The sequence below is a fragment of the Ruegeria sp. YTSA168 genome, from assembly GCF_059610045.1.
The window spans coordinates 170,223-192,016 of sequence record NZ_JBXWMW010000006.1 but is presented as its reverse complement, the minus strand read 5'-3'; the positions used below and the strand labels follow the sequence as shown (position 1 = coordinate 192,016).

General features: G+C 56.2%; 16 protein-coding genes and 1 pseudogene. 4 read left to right on the top strand and 13 right to left on the bottom strand.

The features are described 5' to 3' along the window. Nucleotides 1-137: 137 nt before the first annotated feature. From fusA to rpsL, 3 genes are read right to left on the bottom strand one after another with little or no spacing between them, the layout of a single operon-like run. Entirely contained in the window at nt 138-2,255 is a 2,118-nt protein-coding gene (gene fusA, locus AC2FFE_RS13425) for an elongation factor G (protein WP_496819737.1), read from the bottom strand. 18 nt (nt 2,256-2,273) lie between these two features. Then, complete coding sequence (gene rpsG, locus AC2FFE_RS13420) at nt 2,274-2,744, bottom strand: 30S ribosomal protein S7 (protein ID WP_008756926.1); 471 nt, start codon at nt 2,742-2,744, stop codon at nt 2,274-2,276. Nucleotides 2,745-2,759: 15 nt separating this feature from the next. After that, nucleotides 2,760-3,131: a 30S ribosomal protein S12 gene (gene rpsL, locus AC2FFE_RS13415; RefSeq protein WP_005621086.1), complete on the bottom strand. Its 372-nt coding sequence runs from the start codon at nt 3,129-3,131 to the stop codon at nt 2,760-2,762. Between the two features lie 371 nt (nt 3,132-3,502). Here rpsL and AC2FFE_RS13410 point away from each other — a divergent pair, with 371 nt between their 5' ends. Both AC2FFE_RS13410 and AC2FFE_RS13405 read left to right on the top strand, forming a co-directional pair. Continuing rightward, entirely contained in the window at nt 3,503-4,318 is an 816-nt protein-coding gene (locus tag AC2FFE_RS13410) for a putative rhamnosyl transferase (protein WP_496846864.1), read from the top strand. Continuing rightward, the gene (locus tag AC2FFE_RS13405) at nt 4,315-5,139 is read left to right on the top strand and encodes a putative rhamnosyl transferase (RefSeq protein WP_496846863.1); all 825 of its coding nucleotides are present in this window, start codon (nt 4,315-4,317) and stop codon (nt 5,137-5,139) included. Before AC2FFE_RS13410 ends, AC2FFE_RS13405 begins: the two co-directional genes overlap by 4 nt. On the opposite strand, the gene AC2FFE_RS13400 is transcribed toward AC2FFE_RS13405, so the two are convergent. From AC2FFE_RS13400 to rplJ, 7 genes are all read right to left on the bottom strand, one after another. Further along, nucleotides 5,124-5,993 (bottom strand): DMT family transporter, encoded by an 870-nt coding sequence (locus AC2FFE_RS13400; protein WP_496819735.1) that lies wholly within the window; start codon nt 5,991-5,993, stop codon nt 5,124-5,126. The genes AC2FFE_RS13405 and AC2FFE_RS13400 overlap by 16 nt on opposite strands. A gap of 88 nt (nt 5,994-6,081) precedes the next feature. After that, nucleotides 6,082-6,564 carry a hypothetical protein gene (locus AC2FFE_RS13395; protein ID WP_496819734.1) on the bottom strand — a complete coding sequence of 161 codons (483 nt, stop codon included), beginning with the start codon at nt 6,562-6,564 and terminating at the stop codon, nt 6,082-6,084. Between the two features lie 136 nt (nt 6,565-6,700). Beyond that, a complete protein-coding gene (ybiA, locus tag AC2FFE_RS13390) occupies nt 6,701-7,159 on the bottom strand; it encodes a riboflavin biosynthesis intermediates N-glycosidase (RefSeq protein WP_496819733.1) in 459 nt (152 codons plus the stop codon). Nucleotides 7,160-7,290: 131 nt separating this feature from the next. Continuing rightward, a complete protein-coding gene (rpoC, locus tag AC2FFE_RS13385; protein WP_496846862.1) occupies nt 7,291-11,532 on the bottom strand; it encodes a DNA-directed RNA polymerase subunit beta' in 4,242 nt (1,413 codons plus the stop codon). 49 nt (nt 11,533-11,581) lie between these two features. Beyond that, nucleotides 11,582-15,715 carry a DNA-directed RNA polymerase subunit beta gene (rpoB, locus tag AC2FFE_RS13380; RefSeq protein WP_496846861.1) on the bottom strand — a complete coding sequence of 1,378 codons (4,134 nt, stop codon included), beginning with the start codon at nt 15,713-15,715 and terminating at the stop codon, nt 11,582-11,584. Between the two features lie 250 nt (nt 15,716-15,965). Further along, nucleotides 15,966-16,343, bottom strand: coding sequence for a 50S ribosomal protein L7/L12 (rplL, locus tag AC2FFE_RS13375; RefSeq protein ID WP_353009219.1), 378 nt, complete (start codon nt 16,341-16,343; stop codon nt 15,966-15,968). 79 nt (nt 16,344-16,422) lie between these two features. Then, nucleotides 16,423-16,941, bottom strand: a complete 519-nt coding sequence (gene rplJ, locus AC2FFE_RS13370; RefSeq protein ID WP_496819730.1) for a 50S ribosomal protein L10 — start codon at nt 16,939-16,941, stop codon at nt 16,423-16,425. Between the two features lie 412 nt (nt 16,942-17,353). Here rplJ and AC2FFE_RS13365 point away from each other — a divergent pair, with 412 nt between their 5' ends. Then, the gene (locus tag AC2FFE_RS13365) at nt 17,354-18,313 is read left to right on the top strand and encodes an aminoglycoside phosphotransferase family protein (RefSeq protein WP_496819729.1); all 960 of its coding nucleotides are present in this window, start codon (nt 17,354-17,356) and stop codon (nt 18,311-18,313) included. 64 nt (nt 18,314-18,377) lie between these two features. Here the strand turns inward: AC2FFE_RS13365 and rplA are convergent, their stop codons facing one another. Continuing rightward, entirely contained in the window at nt 18,378-19,076 is a 699-nt protein-coding gene (gene rplA, locus AC2FFE_RS13360; protein WP_496819728.1) for a 50S ribosomal protein L1, read from the bottom strand. 1 nt (nt 19,077) lies between these two features. After that, nucleotides 19,078-19,527 (bottom strand): 50S ribosomal protein L11, encoded by a 450-nt coding sequence (gene rplK, locus AC2FFE_RS13355; RefSeq protein ID WP_037314971.1) that lies wholly within the window; start codon nt 19,525-19,527, stop codon nt 19,078-19,080. A gap of 269 nt (nt 19,528-19,796) precedes the next feature. On the opposite strand from rplK, the gene AC2FFE_RS13350 reads away from it, so the two are divergent. Further along, on the top strand, nt 19,797-21,251 hold the full coding sequence (locus AC2FFE_RS13350) for a hypothetical protein (RefSeq protein ID WP_496846860.1): 1,455 nt from the start codon (nt 19,797-19,799) through the stop codon (nt 21,249-21,251). A gap of 190 nt (nt 21,252-21,441) precedes the next feature. Here the strand turns inward: AC2FFE_RS13350 and AC2FFE_RS13345 are convergent. Further along, nucleotides 21,442-21,567, bottom strand: a pseudogene (locus AC2FFE_RS13345) (transcription termination/antitermination protein NusG); the annotation flags it as partial. Nucleotides 21,568-21,794: the final 227 nt, after the last annotated feature.

Genomic DNA, 21,794 nt, shown 5'->3' with positions numbered 1-21,794 from the left:
GTCTTGCCGTGGTCAACATGCCCAATCGTGCCAATGTTGACGTGCGGTTTTGTACGCTCAAACTTTTCCTTTGCCATGATGGCCTCCTTTTTCGGTAATGAAGGGAGCCCCTGAACGGCGCTCCCTCAAATCTTCGCTTATGCGTATTTCGCCTGGATCTCGTCCGAGATGTTCTGCGGAACCGGATCGTAGTGGTCGAACTGCATGGTGAACTGGGCACGGCCCGACGACATCGAACGCAGGGTGTTGATGTAGCCAAACATGTTCGCCAGCGGAACAAACGCGTCGATCGCGATCGCGTTGCCGCGCGGTTCCTGACCAGACACCTGGCCACGACGCGAGGTCAGGTCACCGATGATACCGCCGGTATATTCTTCCGGGGTGATCACTTCGACCTTCATGATCGGTTCCAGCAGCTTCGCGCCAGCTTTGCGCATGCCTTCACGCATACACATACGGGCCGCGATTTCGAACGCCAGAACGCTCGAGTCAACGTCGTGGAACTTACCGTCCAGCAGGGCAACCTTGAAGTCGATCACAGGGAAGCCAGCCAGCGGGCCGCTATCCATGACCGAGTTGATGCCTTTTTCAACACCCGGGATGTATTCCTTCGGAACAGCACCACCAACGATGCGGCTTTCGAACGAGTAACCTTCGCCCGGCTCGGTCGGCTGGATTTCCAGCTTAACTTCGCCGAACTGACCCGAACCACCCGACTGTTTCTTGTGGGTGTAGGTGTGCTCAACCGGCATTGAGATGGTTTCGCGATAGGCCACCTGCGGTGCACCGATGTTCGCTTCAACCTTGAACTCACGCTTCAGACGGTCAACCAGGATGTCCAGGTGAAGTTCGCCCATGCCCTTCATGATGGTCTGACCGGATTCCAGGTCAGTTTCCACACGGAAAGACGGGTCTTCGGCGGCCAGACGGGCCAGACCCTGGGACATCTTCTCTTGGTCGCCCTTGGTTTTGGGCTCAACCGCGATCTCGATCACCGGATCGGGGAAGGTCATGGTTTCAAGAACCACCGGATCCTTCGCATCACACAGGGTGTCACCGGTGGTGGTGTCTTTCAGACCCGCCAGCGCGATGATGTCGCCTGCAAACGCTTCTTCGATCTCTTCCCGGTTGTTCGAGTGCATCATCATCATACGACCGATGCGCTCTTTCTTACCTTTGGTCGAGTTCAGGATCGAGTCACCCTTGTTCATGGTGCCCGAGTAGATCCGGGTGAAGGTCAGCGAGCCAACGAAGGGGTCGTTCATGATTTTGAACGCCAGACCCGAGAAGGCCATGTCGTCATCGGCACGACGTGCGATGTCACGAACTTCTTCCTCGTCGCCGGGTTTGAAGCCCATGTAATCGACAACGTCCAGCGGGCTGGGCAGATAGTCGATCACAGCGTTGAGCAGCGGCTGAACGCCTTTGTTCTTGAACGCAGACCCACCCAGAACAGGAACAAACGCGATTTCCAGCGTACCTTTGCGCAGCAGGGCGCGCAGGGTCGGAACGTCGGGCTCATTGCCTTCCAGGTATTCCATCATCGCGTCGTCGTCCATTTCGACGGCCGCTTCGATCATCTTGCCGCGCCATTCGTCAGCCATGTCTTTCAGGCTGTCACGGATCGGTGCTTTGACCCAGCTAGCGCCCAGATCTTCGCCCTGCCACAGCCATTCTTCCATGGTAACCAGATCGATCAGGCCTTCCAGCTCGGACTCGGCGCCAATCGGAATACCAACCGGAACAGCACGTGCGCCGGTGCGGTCTTCGATCATCGCAACGCAGTTGAAAAAGTCTGCGCCGATCTTGTCCATTTTGTTGACGAAGACCATACGCGGAACCTTGTAGCGGTCAGCCTGACGCCACACGGTTTCGGTCTGAGGCTCAACACCGGCGTTTGCGTCCAGAACGCAGACGGCACCGTCGAGAACCGCCAGCGAGCGTTCGACTTCGATGGTAAAGTCAACGTGGCCGGGGGTGTCGATGATGTTCAGGCGGTGCTTGGGTGAGTCAGCCGTTACACCATCTTCGGTACGTTCCCAGAACGTGGTGGTTGCAGCCGACGTGATGGTGATGCCGCGTTCCTGCTCCTGCTCCATCCAGTCCATTGTGGCTGCACCATCGTGCACCTCACCAATGTTGTGGGATTTGCCAGTGTAGAACAGGATGCGTTCCGAGCAGGTGGTTTTACCTGCATCGATATGCGCCATGATACCGAAGTTACGGTAGTGTTCGAGTGTATATTCGCGTGCCATTTTGATAAGCCTCTGGAATTACCAACGGTAATGGCTGAAGGCTTTGTTCGCCTCGGCCATCTTGTGGGTGTCTTCGCGCTTCTTAACGGCAGTACCGCGGGACTGTACAGCGTCCAGCAGTTCACCGGCGAGGCGTTCTTCCATGGTGTTTTCGTTGCGGCCGCGCGCAGCAGTGATCAGCCAGCGGATGGCCAGTGCTTCGCGGCGCTCGGGGCGTACTTCGACCGGAACCTGATAGGTTGCACCACCAACCCGGCGCGAGCGAACCTCGACCGAGGGTTTGATGTTGTCGAGCGCTTCGTGGAAGACTTCGACAGGAGCGCGCTTGATCTTGCCTTCAACGCGGTCAAACGCGTTGTAGACGATGCGCTCTGCAACCGACTTCTTGCCGTCGATCATCAGGTTGTTCATGAATTTGGTCAGAACCTTGTCGCCAAATTTGGCGTCAGGCAAAACTTCGCGTTTTTCGGCGGCGTGACGACGTGACATATCAGCCTCTCCTTCTTACTTGGGACGCTTCGCGCCGTATTTCGAACGACGTTGCTTACGATCTTTGACGCCCTGGGTATCCAGAACACCGCGCAGGATGTGGTAACGCACACCGGGAAGGTCTTTCACACGGCCGCCACGGATCAGAACAACCGAGTGCTCCTGCAGATTGTGGCTTTCACCGGGGATGTACGAGATGACCTCGAACCCGTTGGTCAGGCGCACCTTGGCAACCTTACGCATCGCCGAGTTCGGCTTTTTCGGTGTGGTGGTGTACACGCGGGTACAGACGCCGCGTTTCTGCGGGCACTGCTCCAGGTGCATGGACTTCGAGCGTTTTACTTTAGGCTGTCGCGGTTTGCGGATCAGCTGTTGAATAGTTGGCATTCCGGTTTCTTCCCCGTTTTGCAACACACATGACATGCACGCGAGTTGCGTGCGGCTAAACTTCACTGCGTTCGTGCGTCCACAAGCGCAAAATCCGCGAGCGTTCCCATTCCGAGGTGAACGTCGCGGTTGGTTATCAGAGGGCGCGAACGGCAAAATTGTCCGGGCCTTGACCAGTTCATTACTGAAATCGGTTTTGGGGCGGCCCCCGGTACCGAGATGACGCGCGTAATAGGGGGAGTCGGGGCAAGTGTCAACAGCCCGGCATTTACAGGGTAGCCCCCACCAGCTCGTACCCTGCGCGTCTTTCGGTTGCCGCGGGTCTAAAGCAACGCCATAGTGGCCGGAAGAGCGAAAATAACAGGTTCTCAATGCAAGTCATCGGACTGTGCCGTTTCTCGTTTCCGGCCTTGGGCAGCTTTCAGATCGAACATGAAACGATCGAAGAGCGGCGGCACCATCTGTACAACCCCGACCGGTTGGAAGAACGGTTCCGCCTGTTCGAATCCTCGACCCTGCCGTGTTTCCGCGAACAGACGGATGAGGATTTTGTGCTTCTGATCGTGACAGGCGACTGTCTGCCAGAACAGGCGCGCGACCGGCTGCATGATCTGACAGCAGATGTGAAACAGGTTCAGATTATTTCAAAGCCTGCCGATAGCGGGTTGAAGACGCGGCAAGTGATGCGTGAGGTTCTGAACAACGCCCGCACAGACCCGGATAAACCTTGCATTCAGTTCCGGCATGATGATGACGACGCTGTATCCGTTGATCTGGTCGAACGCCTGCGCATCGCCATCCAGGAAGGTCGCGGCCTGATCGAGGCTCATCCAACCGTCGCAGTGGATTTTTGCCAGGGGTTTCTGGCGCGCTGTGACTCAGATGGCATTCAGGCCGCACGCGTTTTCATCAATCAATTGGGCGTCGGACTGGGCATGTATGTTGCCGGCGGCTGCGACAAAGCCATCATCAGCTATACCCATAACAAGATCGGGCGGTCGATGCCCGTGATCTCATACGGGGACGCGCCGATGTGGGTGCGGACGTTGCATGGCTTTAACGACTCTCCTCACGCCCGCAAGAACAAGGTCGACCTGCAGCCCCTGACCCCCGAAATGGAGGGTGAGTTTATCGCCCGCTACGCCATTGATCAGGATGTCGTGCGCCAGGTGCATGGCGCGGCATGACGCATCCAACCTCTCTGCCAGTCATTGGCCTGTGCCGGTTTTCCTATCCCGCTATCGGTGGTTTTCAGGTCCAGCATGAAACAACCGAGGAACGGCGGCGCTACCTCTATGACCCTGCACGTCTGGAAGAGAGGTTACGGTTATTCGAAGCCTCGACCTTACCCTGTTTCCGCCACCAGACGGATCAGGAGTTTCAACTGCTGATCCTGATCGGGGACTGCTTGCCCAAGCACGCCCATGATCGCCTGCGTGATCTGACCACCGGAATGTCGCAAGTGCGGATCATACAAAAGCCCCCTGCCCGGCACCGGCGTTTGATGAAAGAGGTTCTGAACGACGCCCGCACCGACCTAGGCCAATCGTGTCTGCAATTTCGCCATGACGATGATGATGCCGTCTCGGTGGATTTTGTGGAGCGTCTGCGCCAAGCCGCTCAGGATTGCGCCGGCCTGATGCGAAATCATGAAACTGTGGGGATCGACTTCAATTGCGGCTATCTTGCGCGTATGGATGCGGGTGGTGTGCGGGCCGCAATGGTGCATCGGCCTCTCGTCACTGCTGGCCTGGGTATGTATGTGCCCGGTGGAAGTTCTGCCACCATCATGAACTATACCCATAACCGGCTGGCTCGCATTATGCCGGTCGTTAGCTATCCGGACGCTCCAATGTGGGTGCGCAGCCTGAACGGGTTCAACGATTCACCTGCCACACGCAACGCACAAACCGCGTTGGAACCTTTGGACAACGAACTAGAAGCAGAATTTCAAGAACGCTTTGCCATTGATTCTCAGACCGTCCGAAAGGTTCATGCCTCGGGTTGACGCGCGCGCGTCCGAAACAGCGTAAACAGGCCCGAGCCAACCACAAGCACCGCACCCAGCATGGTAATCGCATCCGGCCAGTCCCCAAAGACCAGCCAGCCCAGCCCAAGCGCCCACAGCAAACCGGTATAGCGAAACGGCGCGACGAAACCGACCTCTCCAACCCGCATCACCATGACACTGCACAAATACGCAACCAAAACGAATATTGCAGCCGAAACAACCAGCCCTCCTGTGGCGGCAGAGACCGGCACCCATCCTTCAAAGATCGACATCATCGCGGCCGTCACCGTGATCGACAGCGAGGTTGCAAGTGTGACGACCATCGAAGGTACCTCAGCCGACATTCGGCGCGTGATCAGGTCGCGCGCCGTGACCGACAGCACTGCGACCAGCGCAAAGATCGCGTAGAGGTCAAACCCCTCGGGGCCGGGGCGGACGATCAATAACATCCCGGCAAACCCCATCGCAATCGCCAGCACGCGCCGCCAGCCGATTGCTTCGTGAAAGAACAACGCGGCCCCAAGCGTTACGGTCAGGGGCAAGACCTGCAACACCGCCGTCACATTCGCCAAAGGCATTTGTTTCAACGCAGTCAAAAAGAAGAAGGTAGCCGACAGCTCCGCCACACAGCGTAGGGCAATCAACCATCTGTCATGCTGCGGAAACCTCAGATGCAGCACGCCCAGATACTGGGCCAACAGATACACCAGCACCGTCGCCAACAACCCGCGCAAGGCAATCAACTGAAACAGCGGCAAATCCTGCAACGCGACCTTTACCAGCGTATCATTGATGGTAAAGGCCATCATGCTGCCCATCATCAGCAGCGCACCTTTGGTGTTTGCGGACATTCTGCTTCGGCTCCGGGGATAGGCAACAGGCCATATTGGCCCGCAACTGAAACCCGAAGTCAATCAAACTTCCGCAACGGCCGATATGTTAGCCAAAGACAACACTGTTGCCGAACATATAAAGGCTTGATGGTTCGGTCAGTTTTTGGATGAACTCTACCCAATCTTCTCCGTACACGTACTCAAAAACCTCTGGGTATGCCCAAACTAGGTTGTGAAAGGTGAATGTGCTACACAACACGCCCAGCGTGACCAGGCTGGCGAATTCTTTCTTTCGATCTCGTAGAAAGAACGAAACAAAGAAACCTGCGCCACTGGCCATAACAACGCTGACAATCTCCTGTGTATCTAGCTGCCCGGCCTCTGGCACACCGACCATGTGGTACCGAATGTACCGCGTTAGAAATACGGCAAAAAAGCCCAGCAAGAACGCTCCAACAAAGGAGGCCGGATAGGCCAGCCGCTGCCAGATGCTTTCAGTACTGATGCGATTGCCACTGCCGGTCGTCTGAAGATTGTGCTGCTTTATCCGAGCAACTCGCTCCTCGAATGAGGTTTGCTGGCCACCCATTCCTCAACCCAATTTCTTTGTTTTTAATCAGCAAACCACTAAACCAATGGGTGCATCACATCAAGCGGCATACAATCTGGAAAACCGCTCGGAGCTGCCGCATTTGATCTACCGGCACCTCCATCATGCTTGGACATCAAATCGAACCAAGCTCTTCGCGAACCTGCATCAATATCTGCCCCAGTTTGTTCAAACCCTGCCCATCTGGACCGCATCCCCAATAGGAATCCATCGGCGCGTTTTCTACGATCTCGGCGTTTTGGGTTGATAACAAAAGTTTCTGTGGCTGCACATGAGTCTGAAACTTCACCCGAACTGCGTCCAGCATAATCTGGTCCTTGATGTCTTCCCAATCTGCGCGCAGCTGGAATTTTCGGCTCATCCCAAGGACCTTGGCGTCCTTTGGTTTGTTTGCCAGCCTGATACGTTCCTTGTAGTCGGTATCCAGAAACTTCTGGGCTTGGAAGAAGTGTTCAACCGTTCGCCACCAATGACCATCCATAGCGACACCAAACGGGGCAAAGTTAGAAAACTCTGCATACCTATCTGTTTGCGCGTAGAAATAGATTACCGAGTGATCTGAGGTTTTGGACATAGGGTAAGAAACACGCATGTCACAAAGGAAGGCAAGCCCTCTTACACTCAAAGACCGCGGAACGCCATTCCCCTGAAACGAAAAAGGCCCCGCGGGATCGCGGGGCCTTTTCTAATCGTACAAAGCGATGCTTACTCGCGGCTTTCCGGGGTTTCCACCAAAACGTCCAGCTCGTCGCCAACCATGTCGTCGTCGAAGGTCGGAGCTGCCAGCGCAGCGGCGGCTTCGGCCTCTTCCCGGCGGGCTTCGATCACAACATTGTCGCGCGATTGGGCAACCTGGCGCACGGCCTGAGTGGCTCCGCCTGTACCGGCGGGAATCAGGCGTCCGACGATGACATTCTCTTTCAGGCCAACCAGCTTATCTTTCTTGCCCTGTACTGACGCTTCGGTCAGCACGCGGGTGGTTTCCTGGAACGACGCCGCCGAGATGAACGAACGCGTCTGCAGCGAGGCTTTGGTGATCCCCAACAGGATCGGCTCACCCTGTGCCGGACGACCACCACGAGAGATGGTCTTTTCGTTGGCCGCGTCGAACTCCTGCTTGTCGACATGTTCGCCTTTCAGCAGGGTGGTGTCACCTGAATCCAGGATCTCCCACTTCTGCAGCATCTGGCGCACGATAACCTCGATGTGCTTGTCGTTGATCTTCACGCCTTGCAGACGATACACATCCTGCACCTCGTCGATCATGTAATCCGCCAGCGCTTCGACACCCATGATGGACAGGATGTCATGCGGAGCCGGGTTACCGTCCATCAGGTATTCACCCTTCTGGATGAAATCCCCTTCGGCGACCGGGATGTGCTTGCCCTTGGGTACCATGTACTCGATGGTCTCCATGGACTCGTCAGCCGGTTCGATGCTGATGCGGCGCTTGTTCTTGTAGTCGCGGCCAAAGCGCACGTAACCATCGGCTTCTGCGATGATCGCGTGATCTTTCGGACGACGGGCTTCGAACAGTTCGGCCACACGCGGCAGACCACCGGTGATGTCCTTGGTTTTGGCGCCTTCACGCGGGATACGCGCGACAACATCACCAGCTTCGACCTGCTGACCGTCTTCGACCGACAGGATCGCATCCACCGACATCGGATAGTGAACCGGGTTGCCCGCATCGTTGCGGACCGGCTCGCCATCTTCGCCAACCAGAATGATCTCGGGCTTGAGGTCGCTGCCTTTGGGGGCCGCGCGCCAGTCGATCACGATCTTCTGGGTCATACCGGTTGCTTCGTCGGTCTCGTCGCGAACAGCAAGGCCCGAAACAAGATCGACATATTTCGCAGTACCGGCTTTCTCGGCGATGATCGGCAGGGTGTACGGGTCCCACTCGAACAGCTTGTCGCCACGGGCTACTTTCGTGCCGTCCTTGACGAACAATTTCGAACCATAGCCCAGCTTGTGGCTGGCACGCTCTTCGCCGTGTTCGTCGCTGATCACCAACTTCATGTTCCGGCCCATGACCAGGCTTTCGCCTGCCGCATTGACCAGGATCTGCGGGTTCTCAAACGAAACAACACCGTCCTGGCTGGCTTCCTGGAACGACTGCTGACCACCTTGGGCAACACCACCGATGTGGAATGTACGCATGGTCAGCTGTGTACCGGGTTCACCGATCGACTGCGCGGCAATGATACCGACAGCTTCACCTGTGTTGACCATGGTACCACGCGCGAGGTCACGACCGTAGCAGGTTGCACAGACGCCTTCCTCGGACTCACAGGTCAGAGGCGAGCGGATGCGCATCGAGGCAACACCAGCTTCATCGATGGTGTCGGCCATGCGTTCGTCGATCAGCTGACCGGCAGCGACCAGAACTTCATCCGTACCCGGACGCAGCACGTCATCGGCAGAGACACGGCCCAGCACACGTTCGGCCAGCGAGGCGACAACCTCACCGTCGTTCACGGCAGCTTCGGCAGTGATCGCACGCTCGGTTCCGCAGTCGATCTCACGAACGATACAGTCCTGCGCGACATCCACCAGACGACGGGTCAGGTAACCCGAGTTCGCCGTCTTCAGAGCGGTATCCGACAGACCCTTACGGGCACCGTGGGTCGAGTTGAAGTACTCGAGAACGGTCAGACCTTCTTTAAAGTTCGAGATGATCGGCGTCTCGATGATGTCACCGTTCGGCTTGGCCATCAGGCCGCGCATACCGCCCAGCTGTTTCATCTGAGTGACCGAGCCACGCGCGCCCGAGTGAGCCATCATGTAGACCGAGTTCGGTTCCTGTTCAGAACCATTCTCAGCCCGTTCCGAGGATGAGATGGTGCTCATCATGGCCTCGGTGACGCGGTCATTACACTTCGACCAGGCATCGACAACTTTGTTGTACTTCTCGCCCTGTGTGATCAGGCCGTCCATGTACTGCTGTTCAAAGTCCTTCACCTGACCGCGGGTTTCATCGACGATGCCCCACTTGTCGTTCGGGATGACCATATCGTCCTTACCGAACGAGATGCCCGCCTTGAACGCTTCTTTGAAGCCCATCGACATGATCTGGTCGCAAAAGATAACCGACTCTTTCTGACCGCAATACCGGTAGACGGTGTCGATCACCTGCTGCACTTCTTTCTTCCGCAGCAGGCGGTTGACCAGATCGAACGGTGCTTTGTTGTTCAGCGGCAGCAACGCACCCAGACGCAAACGGCCCGGAGTGGTTTCGTAACGCTTCTGAACTTCATTGCCTTCGTCGTCGATCTGCGTGATCCGCGCAGTGATCTTGGTGTGCAGATGTACTTCACCGGCGTCCAGCGCATGCTGAACTTCGTCGATCGAACCGAACACTTTGCCTTCGCCCGGCATGCCTTCGCGTTCCAGCGTCACATAGTAGAGACCCAGGATCATATCCTGCGACGGAACGATGATCGGCGCGCCGTTTGCAGGCGACAGAACGTTGTTCGTCGACATCATCAGAACACGGGCTTCCAGCTGGGCCTCAAGGCTCAGCGGGACGTGAACGGCCATCTGGTCGCCGTCAAAGTCGGCGTTAAAGGCCGAACAGACCAGCGGGTGCAGCTGGATGGCTTTACCTTCGATCAGAACCGGTTCGAACGCCTGAATGCCAAGACGGTGCAGCGTCGGCGCACGGTTCAGCATGACAGGGTGTTCGCGGATCACCTCGTCGAGGATATCCCACACTTCCGGGCGCTCTTTCTCGACCAGTTTCTTCGCCTGTTTCACGGTCGAAGACAGGCCCTTGGCTTCAAGGCGCGAGTAGATGAACGGCTTGAACAGTTCCAGCGCCATCTTCTTGGGCAGACCACACTGATGCAGCTTGAGTTCCGGACCAGTCACAATGACCGAACGACCTGAGAAGTCGACGCGTTTCCCCAGAAGGTTCTGACGGAAGCGACCCTGCTTGCCTTTCAGCATGTCCGACAGCGATTTCAGCGGACGCTTATTGGCGCCAGTGATCACGCGGCCACGACGGCCGTTGTCGAACAGAGCGTCAACGGATTCCTGCAGCATCCGCTTTTCGTTGCGGACGATGATATCAGGCGCGCGCAGTTCGATCAGACGCTTCAGACGGTTGTTCCGGTTGATGACGCGGCGGTACAGGTCGTTCAGATCCGAAGTCGCGAAGCGGCCACCATCCAGCGGAACCAGCGGACGCAGTTCCGGCGGAATGACCGGGATCACGGTCATAACCATCCACTCAGGCCGGTTGCCCGACTCGAGGAAGGATTCAACAACCTTCAGACGCTTGATGATCTTCTTGGGCTTCAGCTCACCTGTCGCTTCGGCCAGATCAGCGCGTAGCTGCTCGGCTTCGGCTTCCAGATCGATCTGGGCCAGCATCTCACGGATGGCTTCGGCACCGATATTCGCGGTGAACGCGTCCATGCCATAGGCATCCTGCGCATCCATGTACTCTTCTTCGGTCAGCATCTGGCCGTAAGTCAGGTCAGTCAGACCGGGCTCGATGACGACATAGTTTTCAAAGTACAGAACACGTTCCAGATCGCGCAGCGTCATGTCCAGCATCAGACCGATGCGGGACGGCAGCGATTTCAGGAACCAGATATGTGCCACGGGTGCGGCCAGTTCGATGTGGCCCATGCGCTCACGGCGGACTTTCTGCAGGGTGACTTCCACACCGCATTTCTCGCAGACAACGCCGCGATACTTCATCCGCTTATATTTGCCGCACAGGCATTCGTAATCTTTGATCGGGCCAAAGATACGCGCGCAGAACAGACCGTCACGCTCGGGCTTGAACGTCCGGTAGTTGATGGTTTCGGGTTTCTTGATCTCACCATAGGACCAAGACAGGATCCGCTCGGGCGACGCCAGCGAGACCTTGATCTCGTCGAAAACCTTCGGGGGCGTCAGCGGGTTAAACGGGTTGTTGGTGATTTCCTGGTTCATTTTGCGTCCTTACAAATTGGGATGGGATGAGTGTGGGGCGTTGCCGCCCCTACTCTTCCTCCGCATCCAGGAGTTCCATATTCAGGCCGAGGCCACGGACTTCTTTCACCAGAACGTTGAACGATTCCGGTACGCCTGCTTCAAAGTTATCCTCGCCCTTGACGATCGACTCGTAGACCTTGGTCCGGCCGGCGACGTCATCCGATTTCACGGTGAGCATCTCCTGCAGGGTGTAGGCGGCGCCGTAAGCTTCCAGAGCCCAGACTTCCATCTCACCAAAGCGCTGACCACCGAACTGCGCCTTACCACCCAGCGGCTGCTGGGTAACCAGGCTGTACGGCCCGGTCGAACGTGCGTGGATCTTGTCGTCCACCAGGTGGTGCAGTTTCAGCAGGTACTTGATGCCCACGGTCACCGGACGCGCGAATTGCTCACCGGTACGACCGTCGAACAGAACCGACTGACCGCTTTCCGAGAAGCCCGCACGCACCAGCGCGTCGTTGACGTCAGCCTCTTTGGCACCGTCAAAGACCGGGGTCGCGATCGGAACACCGCGGGTCACGTTGCCCGCCGCCTCGATCAGGTGATCCTCGTCCATGCCGGCAATGCCTTCTTCGTAGACATTCTCGCCATAGGCCAGTTTCATCGCTTCGCGAACCGGAGTCAGATCGCCGGAACGGCGGTATTCACCCAAGGCGTCATCGATGTTCAGACCCAGACCGCGCGCGGCCCAACCCATATGGGTTTCCAGAATCTGACCAACGTTCATACGCGAAGGAACACCCAGCGGGTTCAGACAGAAGTCAACCGGCGTACCATCGGCAAGGAACGGCATGTCTTCCATCGGAACAACCTTGGAGATCACACCTTTGTTCCCGTGACGACCGGCCATCTTGTCGCCCGGCTGCAGCTTGCGCTTCACGGCGATGAAGACTTTGACCATCTTCATCACACCCGGCGGCAGGTCGTCGCCACGGCGGACTTTCTCGACTTTGTCTTCGAAACGGGCATCCAGAGCACGCTTTTGCACTTCGTACTGCTCGTTCAGAGCTTCAACGATCTGTGCGTCCTGCTCGCCTTCCAGCGCCAGCTGCCACCACTGACCGCGGGTCAGGGTTTCCAGCAGCTCCTCGGTGATCACCGACCCTGCCTTGACACCTTTCGGGCCTTTGACAGCGGTTTTACCCAGGATCAGGCCCTGCAGACGCGCATAGATGTTACGATCCAGGATCGCCAGCTCGTCATCCCGGTCACGGGCCAGACGTTCGACCTCCTCACGCTCGATCTGCAGCGCACGCTCGTCTTTTTCGACGCCGTGACGGTTGAAGACGCGGACCTCGACGACCGTACCGTAATCACCCGGCTTCACGCGCAGCGAGGTGTCGCGCACATCAGATGCTTTTTCACCAAAGATGGCGCGCAGCAGCTTTTCTTCCGGGGTCATCGGGCTTTCGCCCTTCGGAGTGATCTTGCCGACCAGAATATCGCCCGGTTCAACATCCGCACCGATGTAAACGATGCCCGCCTCGTCGAGGTTGCGCAGCGCTTCTTCACCGACATTCGGGATGTCGCGGGTGATCTCTTCCGGGCCCAGCTTGGTGTCACGGGCGGCGACTTCGAATTCCTCGATATGGACCGAGGTAAAGACGTCGTCACGCGCGATACGTTCAGAGATCAGGATCGAGTCTTCGTAGTTGTACCCGTTCCACGGCATGAACGCGACGACCACGTTCTTACCAAGGGCCAGTTCACCGATATCGGTGGACGGACCATCAGCAATCACCTCGCCCTTGCCAACCGTGTCACCCACTTTCACCAACGGACGCTGGTTGATGCAGGTGTTCTGGTTCGAACGCTGGAACTTGCGCAGACGATAGATGTCAACGCCAGCATCGCCCAGCTCCAGATCTTCGGTGGCGCGGATCACGATACGCTGAGCATCGACCTGGTCGATGATGCCTGCGCGTTTCGCCTGAATCGCAGCGCCCGAGTCGATCGCAACCTTTTCCTCAATCCCGGTACCGACCAGCGGCGCCTCGGCCCGCAGCAGCGGAACCGCCTGACGTTGCATGTTCGAACCCATCAGAGCGCGGTTGGCGTCGTCATTTTCAAGGAATGGGATCAGCGAGGCAGCGACCGAGACCAGCTGTTTTGGGCTGACGTCGATCAGGTCCACATTCTCGCGCGGGGCCAGAGTATAGTCACCCGATTGGCGGGTCGACACCAGATCGTTGATGAACTTGCCGTTCTCATCCAGCGTCGCGTTCGCCTGCGCCACGGTGTGACGCATTTCTTCGGTCGCTGACATGTAGTGAACCTCATCAGTCACCTCGGCGTCTTTGACGACGCGGTAAGGTGTTTCGATGAAGCCATACTTGTTGACGCGGGCAAAGGTGGCCAGCGAGTTGATCAGACCGATGTTCGGACCTTCCGGCGTTTCAATCGGGCACATCCGGCCATAGTGGGTCGGGTGTACGTCGCGCACCTCAAAACCCGCACGCTCACGTGTCAGACCACCGGGGCCAAGCGCCGAGAGGCGGCGTTTGTGGGTAACTTCCGACAGCGGGTTGGTCTGGTCCATGAACTGCGACAGCTGCGACGAGCCAAAGAATTCGCGGACAGCAGCAGCAGCCGGTTTCGCGTTGATCAGATCCTGAGGCATGACGGTGTCAATCTCGACCGACGACATACGCTCTTTGATCGCGCGCTCCATACGCAGCAGGCCAACACGGTACTGGTTTTCCATCAGTTCGCCGACCGAACGGACACGACGGTTGCCTAGGTGGTCGATATCGTCCACGTCGCCTTTGCCGTCACGCAATTCCACCAGCGCCTTGATGCAGGCCACGATGTCTTCGCGTCGCAGGGTCCGCAAGGTGTCCGGCGCATCCAGAGCCAGACGCATGTTCATCTTCACGCGACCAACAGCCGACAGGTCATACCGCTCGCTGTCGAAGAACAATGTGTCGAACAGGGCCGACGCAGCTTCAACGGTGGGCGGCTCACCCGGACGCATGACGCGGTAGATGTCCATCAGCGCGGTTTCACGGCTCATGTTTTTGTCCTGAGCCATGGTGTTGCGCATGTACGGACCAACATTGACATTGTCGATGTCCAGAACTGGGATGTCGGTGATGCCCGCATCCATTAGGTCCTTGACTGTGCCGCCAATCAGGTCGCCGTCTTTGTCGTATTCCAGAGTCAGCTCATCGCCGGCTTCGACATAGATCGCGCCGTTTTCTTCGTTGATGATATCCTTGGCGACATACTTGCCGACGATGTTGTCGAACGGAACCAACAGGTTGGTGACGCTGCCTTCGTCGATCAGTTTCTTGACCGCGCGCGGGGTGACTTTCTTGCCTGCTTCGGCAATCACTTCACCGGATTTCGCGTCGACCAGATCATAGGTCGGGCGAGTGCCGCGTACACGCTCGGGGAAGAATGGCGTGACCCAGCCTTTCTTCTTGTCCAGCTTGTAGGACACGGTGTTGTAATACGCATCCATGATCGCTTCCTGATCCAGACCCAACGCATACAGCAGGGTTGTCACAGGCAGTTTGCGGCGACGGTCGATACGGGCGAATACGATGTCTTTGGCGTCGAACTCAAAGTCCAGCCAGCTGCCGCGATACGGGATGATGCGGCATGCAAACAACAGCTTGCCCGAGGAATGGGTTTTACCTTTGTCGTGATCAAAGAACACACCGGGCGAACGGTGCATCTGAGACACGATCACACGCTCGGTGCCGTTCACGATGAACGTGCCGTTCGGTGTCATCAGGGGCATATCGCCCATGAACACATCCTGTTCCTTGATGTCTTTGACCGATTTCGCGCCAGTGTCCTCATCGACATCAAATACGATCAGCCGCAGAGTAACCTTCAGCGGCGCGCTGTAGGTCATGTCGCGCTGCATGCACTCTTCGACATCGTATTTGGGTTTTTCCAGATCGTATTTCACGAACTCCAGAACGGAGGTTTCGTTGAAATCCTTGATCGGGAAAACCGACTGGAACACGCCTTTGATGCCTTCGCCGTCTGTGGGCTGTTCAGCATCACCGGAGCGCAGGAAAAGATCATAAGAAGATTTCTGCACCTCAATGAGGTTCGGCATTTCCAAAACTTCACGGATTTTGCCGTAATATTTACGAAGACGTTTCTGGCCAAGGAACGTTTGAGCCATGTCAGATGTCACCTTTCGATGTTCTCAGCGGGCAAAGACACCGTCGGGCCCCGGCATCTTGCACAATCGAGACAACACGTCCGGATCAATTCGTGGCCACCGTCCCGAAGGCGGCCTCCCGATCCGAAAACCGTGTCTTAGAAAACACCCCACGTCATGAGGCCCTTTCTAAGACAGGTTCGGCTGGACCCGGATTTCTCCGGACCCAGCCAAATTTCCAGGCACATCAGCGATGTGCCAGCGGACTGACTTAGGCCAGTTCGACCTCGGCGCCAGCTGCTTCCAGCTTGCCTTTGATCTCTTCGGCTTCGGCTTTGTCCACGCCTTCTTTGATCTTGCCGCCAGCTTCGACCAGCTCTTTGGCTTCTTTCAGGCCCAGACCGGTGATGCCGCGAACTTCTTTGATCACGTTGATTTTCGAAGCGCCGGCGTTCTTCAGAACGACGTCGAATTCGGTTTTTTCTTCCTCAGCTGCACCGCCGGCATCGCCAGCTGCGCCTGCGACCATGACGGCGCCGCCAGCTGCGGGCTCGATGCCGTACTCGTCTTTGAGGATGGTTTTCAGTTCTTGTGCTTCCAGCAGGGTCAGACCCACGATGCTTTCTGCGAGTGCTTTCAGATCAGCCATTGTATCAGCTCTTTCCGTTTACAGTGTGTGTTCCAACGTCAGGGGGTTTTCCCTACGCAGATCATTCAGTGCCAACCGCTTACGCAGCTTCCGCCTTCTCTTCGATGGTGGAAAGGATGCTTGCGATGTTGCTTGCAGGTGCGCCAATTGCACCGGCGATGTTCGAAGCAGGCGCGCCAAGCATACCAGCGATCGTAGCAATAAGCTCTTCACGCGACGGCATTTTCGACACGGCTGTAACACCAGCCCGGTCCAGAGCGTTCTCACCCATTGCACCGCCAAGAATTTCGAACTTTTGGTTCTCTTTGGCGTAGTCCTCGGCCACTTTGGCAGCTGCCACAGGGTCCTCGGAATAGGTCAGAACGGTCATCCCTGTCAGCAGGTCGGCCATGCTTTCACACGGCTTACCCTCAAGGGCGATTTTGGCGAGCCTGTTCTTGGCAACACGCACAGAGCCACCCGCGTCACGAGCACGTGCGCGAAGGTCCTGCATCTCGGCAACTGTCAGACCGGCGTAGTGAGCAACCACTACGACGCCAGAGCTTTCGAAGATTTGGCCGAGTTCCTCGACCACTTTCTCTTTCTGGGCTCTATCCACAGTTCTCTCCAAGTTAGGGGTGATACCTCACCCCGGCTCATATTTGCCGCGGTCGAAACCCCGGCGTTCAGGTCCGTTGTTACGGGATTGGCCAAAACGCGCCCGAGGGTGGGACCCTCAGAATTCTTTGGTCTTACCCGTCTCAGGCAGGAAATTAAGGGGTCAGATGACACCACCCACCGTCTTGGACGAAACGAAATAAAGCGCACGACGAATCGCACGCTTTGTTCCGCAGGTCTACTTAGGGCAGACGCGCCCGGTTTCCAAGAGGTAAATTGCACGTCCGCGCAATCAATCGCGCCGTTCGCCCTTACCCATCGACAGGGCGCGAACCATTGACACTGGTAGGTCGCTCTTGTCTTGTCGAACAGGCCGATCACACCCAATTCACCAAACGCAAATCCGCCTGACCATGCCAACACTCACGATTACCGAATACGACATGGCATCGGGCTTTGCCAATGAGTTTGCCCAACATCAGTTGAACGACCGCATCACCGGTTTGGAATGCGTCTATCGCTCTCACGGGTTTCCGGGATCCCGTCTGGTCATGAAGGTGGAAACACCGGGTCAGGACTTTGCCCTCAAAATCGATACGGTCTCACCTGAGTCGGGACGTCTGGGCAGAGAGTTCGAAACACTCAACCGGGTCTTCGACCATTTCAAAGGGCACGAATCCGGTCGCGTCGTGCGGCCTGTCTATTTGGCCCCCGGTGGCGCTTACATGGTAACGGAATATGTCGACCGGCCCACAGCTGTCGATGTGATCTATAACAGCGACGATGACAAACAGGTTGCGCAGGTCTATCGTCGGGCCGGTGCTTGGCTGCATCATCTTCACAGCCTGCAGAAGCCAGTTCAATACGCGTTCCGGCCCCGTTGGATGACTGATAACATCCGCGAATTGTCAGCCCTTGTCCCGGATCATATCACTCCGATCAGTCAGCCCATGGTCAACACGTTTCTGGCCGAAGCCGCCCGGCTGCGGAACCGACCCGATCTGCGTGTGTTTTCGCACGGGGATTTCCACGGGCTCAATCTGATCATGGGTCAGGGCACGGCCATCGGCCTCGATTTCACCGAAGCGCGCGACAAGCTGGCGGTCTACGACATCGTCGATTTTGTGAAAGCAGACATCTTTCGCAGCGCCACTCAGGAGGAGGTTGACCGGAGCGGTATGCTCAAGACCAACAAAGAGATGTTCTTCAAACTCTACCGCCACCCAATCGACACGGAGATTCTGGATTGCTGCCTGCGGGGCCGCCTGCTGAAAGACTGGCTACGCCTCTGGCGGCCGGATTTCATTTGCAGCCAGTTTGAAGAACGCAGGCGCGACCTGTTAGAGGCGCGCCTGAAACAGATTTTCCCTTAGCAAAGAAAAACCCGGGCAGTTCGCACCACCCGGGTCTTGTTACTGATGGCTAGATGCCAAGGGCTTATTCGCCCGCAGCAGCTGCCACATCCAGTGTCACACCGGGGCCCATGGTCGAGCTCAGCGCGATCTTCTTCATATAGGTGCCCTTGGCGCCCGACGGCTTGGCCTTGGCCACAGCCGAGATGAAGGCACGGACGTTTTCGACCAGCTTGGCTTCGTCAAACGACGCTTTGCCAACACCGGCATGCACAACGCCGCCTTTTTCCGCCTTGAACTGAACTTCACCGCCCTTGGCTGCTTCCACGGCGGCTTTCACGTCCATGGTCACGGTGCCAACCTTGGGGTTCGGCATCAGGTTGCGAGGGCCCAGAACCTTACCCAGACGGCCAACGATGGGCATCATGTCAGGGGTTGCAATGCAGCGATCGAATTCGATGGTGCCGCCCTGAATGGTTTCCATCAGGTCTTCTGCACCAACGATATCAGCGCCTGCTTCTTTTGCTTCGTCAGCCTTGGGGCCACGCGCAAAAACAGCAACACGCATCGCTTTACCGGTGCCGTTCGGCAGACCGATAACGCCACGAACCATCTGGTCCGCGTGGCGAGTATCAACGCCCAGGTTCATCGCGATTTCGATGGTCTCGTCGAATTTCGAGGTCGCGTTGCCTTTTACTAGGGCAACGGCTTCTTCAACCGACAGGTTTTCCTTGCCAGCGACAGCTTCGCGCGCAGCGCGGGTACGTTTACCGAGTTTTGCCATCTTACTTCACCTCGATGCCCATAGAGCGGGCCGAGCCCAGGATGATCTGCATTGCGCCTTCGACGTCGTTGGCGTTCAGATCTTTCATTTTGGCTTCGGCGATTTCGCGAACCTGCTTGCTGGTCACGGTGGCCACGGTCTCACGACCGGGGTTTTCCGCACCGCGGGGACGGTTACGCTTGCCAACCGGCTTCAGACCAGCCGCTTTTTTCAGGTAATAAGACGCGGGCGGCGTCTTGATGTCCATGGTGAAGGACTTGTCCTGATAATAGGTGATCACGGTCGGGCACGGAGCGCCTTGCTCCATGTCTGCGGTCTTGGCGTTGAACGCCTTGCAGAATTCCATGATGTTGATGCCGCGCTGACCCAGCGCCGGACCAACTGGAGGCGACGGGTTCGCCTGACCTGCAGGAACCTGCAGTTTCATTGTACCAGCAAGCTTCTTGGCCATTTGGTTTTCCTTTCAACGTAGGTGAAACGCGTTCCACCCGGTTTATGTTGCGTGGTCCGGCCCGGGATCGCGATCCCAGCAACCTCCCACGAGAGAATCTCGCCCGAAGACGATAGAGGCGGCATTTATAGGGGAATGGTTGGGTTGGCAAGGCGTATTAAACTGTCGCCTAGATCATGTTCAGCATTTTACACTGACACAAACCAAAGATGAAAAAGATGATCCGCTAAGAGTAGTATTGGTCAGGCACCTTGACTTTGGACACACCGATGACAGAATTTATAAAATATTTTTTTGAGGTGATTAGTTTGACAAGCTCAATGTGGTGTTCTTGCCCTGCCGAAGAGGCGGAAGAGGTTATTAGGCAAATTGAAAGTGTCAGCGGGGAGTGTTTTGATCACTCAAAAGCGACCGTTTCTCGCTTCTATAGCTGTCCGTATGATTCCTACGAGGCATACAAAATCTCTTTTCAAGCCCACTGGTCTACCAGCGCGCATAACGGGATGCAAAAGTGTTTGATTTCGGAAGGATCGTTTTCGATAGTTTTAGTCTGCGTTTCCAAGGCTGCAAGCGACGGACCTAGCGTTGTTTGTCTCCGCAACAGTGGCGATTTCATGCACGCAACCAATGCCGCAATTGGTCTTTGTTTGAATGCTGGCACTGTTGCAAACTACGTTACCTTCTTTGGACAGATCGTCCACGCCGATCAAGGTGCGTTCCACTTTCTTACCAACTCAGGGCAAATACCCGGACTTGATAAGGATTCTGATGTAGCCAAACGCCTTGAGGCAGCAATAGACGCCATATTCGGCAAGGACGAAAATGGCGATTATCGTTTAAACATCAACGAGAAATCATATTGGGCGCTCGGCAAAGCTTACACCTTGGATGCCCCCACTATCTACTCGGGAGTTTTGTTCTCTGCTGACATGCGGGTAGCCCAGAACGGTTTCATCACCATGGACGAAGATGACCCGACAGCTATCGATGGACTCTCAGAGTTCATGCCTCCGAGCCCCTACTATGTGATCGGCAACTCGGCAGAAACGGCGCAGTGGATTCAAGCTGGGAATAAGAAAGTGCAGCGCCCAATACTACAGTATGCGGCGATACAACTAGTTGAAAAAGCGCTAGGTGTCCTTGCTTTGCCCACCTTCCTAACTTTTATCTATCTGTCGCTGGCGTTCGGGCTTTCGAACGCGACAGTTTTTAACTTTCTGGAATTGATCACCGAGTCAAAGATACTGACATGGGTTTCATTGGTTTTAGGGGGGGTCATGGTCTTTGCGAGCATCGTGCGCTTTGTTTTTTTCAGCGTTGCCAAAGCGATCTCAACCTTTGTACCCAATCGCACTTCGATGATGCAGCAAATGGTTGCCAGACAGAGTCAGGCGGCGCGAAAAAAACTTGGTGTCGTCTGGTTTCTTCTACTTACAGCGATAGAATTCGCAGCGATTCCATTTATTGGATCTGCCATTTTTGTATTCGGCGCAATCAATTCCTTCTATCCGCACGCTTCTGTTAACTTCATTGAAGCTCTTTTGTTCGTCATCAGTTCGATACCGATGGTTCCGTACCTATTGGTGAATTTGTATAGCTTTGATGGAACAGTCGGGTTGTATCAAGCACCGGTTTTTCCAAGTCTCAGCTGGTCCATTTGGATATTCTTCTCAACAATCGTGTTTGGTGTAGTATTGAGGTTTTTCTCGCTTTCCAGAGAGTAGGTAGGACACGCAGATACCTTGAAAGTCAGCTTGATATCAAACATCGATCGTGTCACCTGGTTCACTTGAATCAAGTGCAATTTTTCAGGGACTATCCGCGCACTCTGATCAACTCGGATACGAGTCGAGTGGGAAGCTTGGACACCACCAAAAGCGGCACTCGCGCGGCCAAAGCCGCCGAAGCGCCGTTCTAACTCTGCTTCGTAACCTGCGTGAAGTCCAGTTCGACCGGCGTCTCGCGGCCAAAGATCGAGACCGAGACCTTCAGCTTCTGCGCCTCGTCGACCACACCTTCGAAATCCTCGAACGTGCCGTCAAAACGATGCGGACTCGTCGTTCAATCTCAATCCACCCAATTGAAATACGCATCAAACATCTTGAGTTCCCCATCACTCAAATTTGTCTCAATCTCTATACCGACTGGCACCCGCTGCATCACGTCTGACGACCTTAGACGCGTCATCCCGTGTTTGGACAACAACCGCTCCAACTGGATACTCAACTGCAAAACCGCAGGGAAGAAACGAGATCGACGCTATCAGC

Coding starts and splice junctions, on each gene's coding strand:
- rpsG (WP_008756926.1), bottom strand. CDS start 2,744: ATGTCACGTCGTCACGCCGCCGAAAAACGCGAAGTTTTGCCTGACGCC.
- ybiA (WP_496819733.1), bottom strand. CDS start 7,159: ATGTCCAAAACCTCAGATCACTCGGTAATCTATTTCTACGCGCAAACA.
- AC2FFE_RS13365 (WP_496819729.1), top strand. CDS start 17,354: ATGCCAACACTCACGATTACCGAATACGACATGGCATCGGGCTTTGCC.
- AC2FFE_RS13395 (WP_496819734.1), bottom strand. CDS start 6,564: ATGGGTGGCCAGCAAACCTCATTCGAGGAGCGAGTTGCTCGGATAAAG.
- rpoC (WP_496846862.1), bottom strand. CDS start 11,532: ATGAACCAGGAAATCACCAACAACCCGTTTAACCCGCTGACGCCCCCG.
- rplA (WP_496819728.1), bottom strand. CDS start 19,076: ATGGCAAAACTCGGTAAACGTACCCGCGCTGCGCGCGAAGCTGTCGCT.
- fusA (WP_496819737.1), bottom strand. CDS start 2,255: ATGGCACGCGAATATACACTCGAACACTACCGTAACTTCGGTATCATG.
- rplK (WP_037314971.1), bottom strand. CDS start 19,527: ATGGCCAAGAAGCTTGCTGGTACAATGAAACTGCAGGTTCCTGCAGGT.
- rpsL (WP_005621086.1), bottom strand. CDS start 3,131: ATGCCAACTATTCAACAGCTGATCCGCAAACCGCGACAGCCTAAAGTA.
- rplL (WP_353009219.1), bottom strand. CDS start 16,343: ATGGCTGATCTGAAAGCACTCGCAGAAAGCATCGTGGGTCTGACCCTG.
- AC2FFE_RS13405 (WP_496846863.1), top strand. CDS start 4,315: ATGACGCATCCAACCTCTCTGCCAGTCATTGGCCTGTGCCGGTTTTCC.
- AC2FFE_RS13350 (WP_496846860.1), top strand. CDS start 19,797: ATGACAGAATTTATAAAATATTTTTTTGAGGTGATTAGTTTGACAAGC.
- AC2FFE_RS13410 (WP_496846864.1), top strand. CDS start 3,503: ATGCAAGTCATCGGACTGTGCCGTTTCTCGTTTCCGGCCTTGGGCAGC.
- AC2FFE_RS13400 (WP_496819735.1), bottom strand. CDS start 5,993: ATGTCCGCAAACACCAAAGGTGCGCTGCTGATGATGGGCAGCATGATG.
- rpoB (WP_496846861.1), bottom strand. CDS start 15,715: ATGGCTCAAACGTTCCTTGGCCAGAAACGTCTTCGTAAATATTACGGC.